The sequence below is a fragment of the Treponema sp. UBA753 genome (assembly GCF_002297325.1).
In the GTDB taxonomy this organism is placed as follows: domain Bacteria; phylum Spirochaetota; class Spirochaetia; order Treponematales; family Treponemataceae; genus Treponema_D.
In genome coordinates, this window is record NZ_DBKJ01000075.1 from 1 (window position 1) to 6,559 (window position 6,559).

Annotated in this window: 6 protein-coding genes; 2 read left to right on the forward strand and 4 right to left on the reverse strand. The window is 38.0% G+C overall.

Annotated elements, in window-relative coordinates; genetic code table 11:
- Positions 1 to 185 precede the first annotated feature (185 nt).
- Positions 186 to 2,213 (forward strand): ATP-dependent helicase, encoded by a 2,028-nt coding sequence (locus B4C08_RS06370; RefSeq protein WP_296664059.1) that lies wholly within the window; start codon positions 186 to 188, stop codon positions 2,211 to 2,213.
- Between the two features lie 57 nt (positions 2,214 to 2,270).
- Positions 2,271 to 2,837, forward strand: a complete 567-nt coding sequence (locus B4C08_RS06375; RefSeq protein WP_294012026.1) for a hypothetical protein — start codon at positions 2,271 to 2,273, stop codon at positions 2,835 to 2,837.
- A 54-nt stretch (positions 2,838 to 2,891) separates the two neighbouring features.
- Here the strand turns inward: B4C08_RS06375 and rfbB are convergent, their stop codons facing one another.
- Genes rfbB through B4C08_RS06395 form a run of 4 tightly spaced genes read right to left on the reverse strand, consistent with a single transcriptional unit; the run spans position 2,892 to position 6,403 of the window.
- The gene (gene rfbB / locus B4C08_RS06380) at positions 2,892 to 4,007 is read right to left on the reverse strand and encodes a dTDP-glucose 4,6-dehydratase (protein WP_296664064.1); all 1,116 of its coding nucleotides are present in this window, start codon (positions 4,005 to 4,007) and stop codon (positions 2,892 to 2,894) included.
- Between the two features lies 1 nt (position 4,008).
- Positions 4,009 to 4,608 carry a dTDP-4-dehydrorhamnose 3,5-epimerase gene (gene rfbC / locus B4C08_RS06385; protein ID WP_296664060.1) on the reverse strand — a complete coding sequence of 200 codons (600 nt, stop codon included), beginning with the start codon at positions 4,606 to 4,608 and terminating at the stop codon, positions 4,009 to 4,011.
- Complete coding sequence (rfbA, locus tag B4C08_RS06390; protein WP_296664061.1) at positions 4,608 to 5,483, reverse strand: glucose-1-phosphate thymidylyltransferase RfbA; 876 nt, start codon at positions 5,481 to 5,483, stop codon at positions 4,608 to 4,610. Before rfbA ends, rfbC begins: the two co-directional genes overlap by 1 nt.
- Before the next feature lie 59 nt (positions 5,484 to 5,542).
- Positions 5,543 to 6,403, reverse strand: coding sequence for a hypothetical protein (locus B4C08_RS06395; protein WP_296664062.1), 861 nt, complete (start codon positions 6,401 to 6,403; stop codon positions 5,543 to 5,545).
- Positions 6,404 to 6,559 lie beyond the last annotated feature (156 nt).

Sequence of the window (6,559 nt, forward strand, 5' to 3'; positions counted from 1 at the left end):
CATTATCGGGCTTGACCCTGCGATGTTTCTGAAAGAAACTCGGTTGATAATCTATTGAAAATTTCCAACAGATTCCTGACCGAATTTACTGCGTAAACATCGCAGTGTCGTAGCACGAGAATGACAGTTAAATTACTGTTCTTATCAAAACTCAAAATTAAGGCTAGTTAAAAAAAGGAATAAAAATGTCTCTTGAAAACGATTTAAAGGACAAGCTCAATCCGGAGCAATACAAAGCTGTGTCTACAATTGAAGGACCGATTTTAATAATTGCAGGCGCAGGCTCTGGAAAGACACGCGTAATCACTTACAGAATCGCCAATATGCTTGAAAAAGGAATTCCACAAAGCCAGATTCTCGCGCTCACTTTTACAAACAAAGCCGCAAAGGAAATGGAAGAACGCATAAAAGAGCTTACCGGAAAAAAACTAAACAATCTTACAGTCAGCACTTTTCATGCATTCGGAGTTCGCATTTTAAGGCAGGAAATAACAAAACTTGGTTACCGGGAAAATTTTTCAATCTATGACGAAACAGACAAGAAAGCACTAATAAAAGAAAGCGGGCGTGAACTGAAATTTTCAGCGGATGCAATGGATCTTTACAAAATAAGCACATTGTTCAGCGATATAAAAACCGGACGTAAAAACTGGAATTCCGAAAGCGATATGTACAGAAGCCTTTACGAAGAATACCAGTCCGGTCTTAAGCTTTTTAATTCAGTTGATTTTGACGACTTGATTGTGCTTCCGATAAAACTTTTTAAGGAAAACCCGGAAGTCTTGGAATCATACAGAAACAGATTCCGCTACATAATGGTTGACGAATTTCAGGACACAAGCCATCAGCAGTACGAAATGATGCATCTTCTTGCAAACAAAAATATCGCTGTCGTTGGAGATGATGACCAAAGCATTTACAGCTGGCGAGGCGCAGATTTTCAAAATATAGTCAACTTTGAAAAAGATTTTCCTGATGTTACTGAAATACGGCTTGAGCAAAACTACCGCTCAACCGGCACAATTTTAGCAGCCGCAAACGGAGTCATAAAGCACAACACAAACCGAAAAGACAAGGAACTTTGGAGCGGAAACGGAAACGGAAAACCAATCGAGCTTTACTCACCAGAAAACGAAGCTGCAGAAGCTGATTTTATTGCAGAAGGAATTCTTGGAATCAGCGTAGACGAAAAACGCAACTATGACGACTTTGGAGTTTTAATCAGGGCAAACACACAGAGCCGCGCAATCGAAGAAGCATTTCTTGAAAATAACATTCCATACACAATGAGCGGAGGCACAAGTTTTTTTGAGCGAAAGGAAATAAAAGATGTAATCAGCTATTTGCGTGTAATTGCAAACCATGATGACGACATAAATCTTTTGCGCATAATAAACACACCGCGGCGTGGAATCGGAAAAGCTGCAATTGAATCAATAAACAAAGTCGCTTCAACAATGAATTTTTCTTTATGGGAATCCATTCAGGCAATCTTGTCATCTTCGGAAGAGGAATGTCCTGTAAGTGAAAAAACAAAAGCTGATCTTGAAGCCTTTTCAAATATAATAGAAAATTCTAAAAGCATGCTTTCCGGAAAAGGGCTTGCAAAAAAAGTGCGCGCTTTAGTAGATGAAATAAATTATTTTGACTACTTGATTTCAGAAAATCCCAAGAGTGAAAAATCCGCAAGATTTAAATACATGAACATCGAAAGTTTAATAAAAAGCATGGAGCAATGGGAAAACAATCCAAATTATGACGACACAAGCCTTTACGCATATTTAAATAGAATCACTTTGATTTCGCGAGACGACATGGACGATGAGCAGGACAAAGGAAAAGTGAATTTAATGACAATCCACGCAAGCAAAGGCTTGGAATTTCCAGTTGTGTTTATTGCAGGAGCGGAAGAAGGACTTATGCCTCATGCACACGCTGTAGAAGAAGGCGGAGATGCGGCAGTCGAAGAAGAGAGGCGGCTTTTTTATGTTGCAGTTACAAGAGCAAGAGACAGGCTTTTAATTTCATCTTGCTCTCACAGAAGAAAAATGACATCCACAGTTGAATGCGAGCCAAGCCGTTTTCTTGACGAAATTCCTACAAATCTTGTTGAATACCACGAGCCTTCAAAAGAAGTGGATGCAGAAACAGCACACGAGCTTTTGCAAAACATGCTGAAAAACATGGCAAAACCAAGAGTCCCAAAGATTTAAAAGTTCCAATCAAGATTGATATTTGCAAATGCAAAGTTCTTATGTTATAATAAAAAAATGAGAACAATTTTATCGAAAACAGTTTTTACTATTTTAACGGCAGTATGCACGCTGGCATTTTTTTCTTGCGCAACTTCTCCTAAGAATTCGGAATTCCTGAAAGTTGAAGACAAACAGACTCCGCCGCCAATGTTAACAGAACTTCCTGTTATTGAATATTCTGGAATCGGAATAAAATATGAAGTTGAATCAATGTTGCTTCATCACTTTCTTGTTGTCCAGGACAAAGATGCAAGCGGACAATTTGCGGCACGGCTTCTTGATGAGGCGGCAACAGCTAAGCTAAAGGTAAAATTTCCTGCCGGAACATACGAATGCCTTATAAAAGAAAAGGCCACAGACTCCGACCACAGCGCATTTTATGTTTATATTGACAACACTCCTTTCCGTGTTTATCCAAGCAATCCACCGCTAGGAACATGGGAACTTACAACTAGAGCGCCAATTTATTTTACAATTGACGAACCGCGCACAATTCTAATTACAATTCAGGCAAATTCAGAGCAAAAAACCGGAGATGTCGGAATGAACTTGGACTTTATACAGTTTGTAAAAAGGCAATAAACAATATTTTTAAGTATAAAAAAGCCTCGTCTTCACGAGGCTTTTCTTTTCACTTTATCTTGACTTGTAGTTAGCGTCTATCCATTTTGTATATTCACCGCTAAGAATATGGTCAACCCACTCTGTATTTTTTAGATACCAGTCAACAGTCGCATTCAAGCCTTCCTCAAATGTCATTTTGCGTTGCCAGCCAAGCTCAGTTTTTATTTTAGTGCAGTCAATAGCGTAACGCTTGTCATGTCCCGGACGGTCTTTTACATAAGTGATTGTTTTTTCAATTTCAGAAACTGGCTTTCCGAGTTTTTTAGCGGCAAGCTCAATCACTTTATGAAGAAGCTTTATATTCTGCCATTCATTTTCTCCGCCAATATTATATTTCTGCCCAGTCCGCCCTTTGTTTACAATAAGCCAAACCGCGCGGTTGTGGTCTTCAACGTAAATCCAGTCGCGGATATTGTCTCCCTTGCCATAAACAGGAAGAGATTTTCCATCACGGATATTGCTAATCATAAGGGGCAGAAGTTTTTCCGGAAACTGATATGGGCCGTAATTGTTTGTGCAGTTGCTTAAAGTAAGCGGCAATCCATAAGTATGGAAATACGCCATTGCAATATGGTCAGAACTTGCCTTGCTAGAAGAATACGGAGAGCGAGGATCATAAGGAGTCGTTTCTGTAAAATATCCAGTTTCACCAAGTGAACCGTAAACTTCATCAGTTGAAATATGATGAAAAAGAACATCGTCTCTGAATGTTCCATCCGGCTTTTTCCAAAAATTGCGGGCAGCATCCAAAAGCGTAAAAGTTCCCATCACATTTGTTTTTATAAAAGTTTCAGGTCCCAAGATAGAACGATCAACGTGGCTTTCCGCGGCAAAATGAATAATTGTGTCTATGTCGTACTGCTTTAAAATCCGCTCAATTTCCGGGCGATTGCAAATATCCACTTTTTCAAAGAAGTAACGCTTTCCGCCAAATTTTTCCTCAACATCCTTTAAAGACTCAAGATTTCCGGCATAAGTAAGGCAGTCAACATTTACAACGTTTCCGCTAAAATCTGCATCGTTAAAAAGATTTCCATTCGCTGAAGAAAGTCCAAATAAATAGTGAATAAAATTCGAGCCAATAAAGCCAGCTCCGCCAGTTACAAGAATATTTTTTAGTTTGCGCATTTTATTTTCCCTGCCATTTTCCATTTAAATCAAAATAATCCGCATCAAAAGAGAATGACGGATGCTTCTTGTCTTTTTCACTTAAAAGCGGAATCTGTTCAGCTCCAACAGATTTCCAGTCGATTCCAATTGAAGAATCATTCCACATCAAGCCGCCTTCATCTTCTGGATGATAAAAGTCCGTGCATTTATAAGCAAAAACCGCCGAATCAGAAATTACATAAAATCCGTGGGCAAAGCCTTCTGGAATGTAAAACTGATTCTGTTTTTCACTGTCAAGAACAACTCCGTAGTATTTTCCAAATGCAGCAGAACCTTTGCGCAAATCCACGGCAACATCAAAAACTTTTCCATGCAAAGAACGCACAAGTTTTCCCTGAGGATGCTTTGTCTGAAAATGCAGTCCGCGCAAAACGCCTTTTGAAGAAGATGACTGATTGTCCTGAACAAATTTCATTTTTAGTCCGGCTTCGAAAAAATCTTTTTCACTGTAAGTTTCCAAGAAATATCCGCGGCTGTCACCAAAAACTTTCGGCTGAATTTCATAAAGTCCTGAAAATTCTGTTCCATCAGAAGCAAAGCATTTTTTAAAATCGAACATCAGTTTGCTCCTGCAATATATTCAAGATAACGGCCGTATTCAGTTTTGTAGCCCGAAGCAAGAGACAAGAGTTCTTCTTTTGAAATCCAGCCATTGCGGAATGCAATTTCTTCAATGCAGCTTACATACATTCCCTGGCGTTTTTGAATTGTTGCAATAAAATTACTTGCTTCCAAAAGCCCGTCGTAAGTTCCTGTATCAAGCCAAGCCATTCCGCGGCCAAGAAGCTCAACAGAAAGCTGTCCTCTTGAAAGGAATTCGTTATTCACAGAAGTTATTTCAATTTCTCCGCGGACAGAAGGCTTTACATCAGCGGCAATTTTTACAACATCATTTGAATAAAAGTAAAGTCCCGGAACTGCATAGTTTGATTTTGGAGCTGAAGGTTTTTCTTCAATTCCTAAAACTTTTCCAGATTTATCAAATTCAACAACTCCATAAGCTGAAGGTTCTTTTACATAATAGCCGAAAATCACACTGCCCTTTCCAGACTCAACAGTTTCTTTTGCGCGCTTTAAAGTTGAAGTGAAAGACTGACCGTAAAAAATGTTGTCGCCAAGAACCAATGCAACGCTGTCATCCGCAATAAAATCTTTTCCAATAATAAAAGCGTCAGCAAGTCCGCGCGGTTTTTCCTGAACTTTATATTCAAATTTCATTCCAAGCCAATTTCCATCTCCAAAAAGTTCTTTAAATAAAGGCAAATCCCTTGGAGTTGAAATTACAAGAACTTCTTTTATTCCCGCAAGCATAAGACAGCTTAACGGATAATAAACCATCGGCTTATCATACAACGGAAGAATCTGCTTTGAAACTGCTTTTGTGATTGGATAAAGTCTAGTTCCAGAACCGCCTGCTAAAATAATACCTTTCATTTCTCAATCCTTGATTTTTTTATGTTGCTTTTAAAATCCAAAAGAAACACCTGTAAAATTTATTTTCCTTCGTCCCACGCTTTTTTTATTAAGGAAACTGCGCTTTCATCATTTTTAATATTTTCAATTGCATTTAAAAGGAATGCAGTAAAGACAAAAATAAAGAACGCGGCAAAAGTTGCAACTATAAATTTAATTGCCCTTCTTCCTGAATCTACTACAGAAGAAAGAAGAATAGGTTCTGAAACAAATTTTTCATGGCTGGCTTTAAATGTTTTTATATCTGATGAAATTTCAAGACAATTTACAGACACAGAAATAGTTTTTATTTCCGACTTTTCATTTTTTTCTCTCCAAACAACTGGCAGACTCAAATTTCCATATTGTTCAATAATTTTATCAGCATTTTCTTCCAACGAATTAATTCTTTGCATAGCAGAATCTTCTATGTAAGAGTTAGTGCTTTTTAAGAGTTCCAAAATAAAATCATTTAATTCATTTTCTTTTTCAGCAGGAATTTTGCAAAGCAATGTAATTCGGTCAGAAGCATTAGACGACTGGACAGAAAAATTTCCTCCATTTACTGCTTGCTCTACGTTTTCAAAAATATGAAAATCTTTTTGGCACTCAGAAATTACAGCAGGATCTTGCATATAATCAACGGCAGATTTAAGAACATCATATCCTGTTGCATTAAAAACGCTGGCAGGCAATCGTTCCGTTTTTAGCGCGTAAGAAACTGTAAGCGTTTTTTTATTCAGCGAAGGAACAAATTTCGGCAGGACAAAAAGCCATGCAAAAGCGGCAAGCGCAACAGAAAGTGTTCCTATAACAATAAGTTTTCTATAGCGGATAAGAACCGCAAACAAATCAATCAAAGAAATTTCATCTTCATTATTATTTTCGTACTGTTCAGTCATAAATCTATTCTATTATTTATTATTTCAAAAATCAACAACAATTCACTTTTAGTCAGTCAAACCGCTTTTGGGAATTCCAACACGGTTCAACGGCCAGAATCTAAAGCAGGCTTTTCCAAGCATACGGCTTCTGTTTACATATTGAGGAGAGAGGCG

Excerpts from the sequence above, each read along its gene's own strand:
- B4C08_RS06370 (WP_296664059.1), top strand. The coding sequence starts at position 186 with ATGTCTCTTGAAAACGATTTAAAGGACAAGCTCAATCCGGAGCAATAC.
- rfbB (WP_296664064.1), bottom strand. The coding sequence starts at position 4,007 with ATGCGCAAACTAAAAAATATTCTTGTAACTGGCGGAGCTGGCTTTATT.
- rfbC (WP_296664060.1), bottom strand. The coding sequence starts at position 4,608 with ATGTTCGATTTTAAAAAATGCTTTGCTTCTGATGGAACAGAATTTTCA.
- B4C08_RS06395 (WP_296664062.1), bottom strand. The coding sequence starts at position 6,403 with ATGACTGAACAGTACGAAAATAATAATGAAGATGAAATTTCTTTGATT.
- B4C08_RS06375 (WP_294012026.1), top strand. The coding sequence starts at position 2,271 with ATGAGAACAATTTTATCGAAAACAGTTTTTACTATTTTAACGGCAGTA.
- rfbA (WP_296664061.1), bottom strand. The coding sequence starts at position 5,483 with ATGAAAGGTATTATTTTAGCAGGCGGTTCTGGAACTAGACTTTATCCA.